The following is a 272-nucleotide window of genomic DNA, read 5'->3' on the forward strand; positions in this document are numbered from 1 at the left end:
GCCTGAATCCAGCGTTGCGTCTGCTGATAAACCAGTTCCCACGGCGGAAAATCATTTGGCAACATCCGCCAGGGCGCACCCGCGCGCACGATCCAGCGCAGTGCATTGAACATCTCGCGCAGTTCGTATCTGCGCTGCGGTGCGTCTGTGTTCATCAGAGTCAGATAGGGAGCCGCAAAGCTCCATTCCTCATTCGACACATCCGTCGGGTAGGGTCTGCGTTTTGCCATCTGGCCAGGATACCAGGTCTGGCCGCAAGTGCCTAACACGCT

Annotated in this window: 1 protein-coding gene; it reads right to left on the minus strand. The window is 58.1% G+C overall.

Translation table 11 applies throughout. The annotated features are described in order from the left end of the window. On the minus strand, nucleotides 1-230 hold a 230-nt coding region (locus SB764_RS40240), incomplete at its 3' end, for a transposase (protein ID WP_410866786.1). Nucleotides 231-272: the final 42 nt, after the last annotated feature.

This window comes from Paraburkholderia sp. SIMBA_027, assembly GCF_046535315.1.
In the GTDB taxonomy this organism is placed as follows: domain Bacteria; phylum Pseudomonadota; class Gammaproteobacteria; order Burkholderiales; family Burkholderiaceae; genus Paraburkholderia; species Paraburkholderia tropica.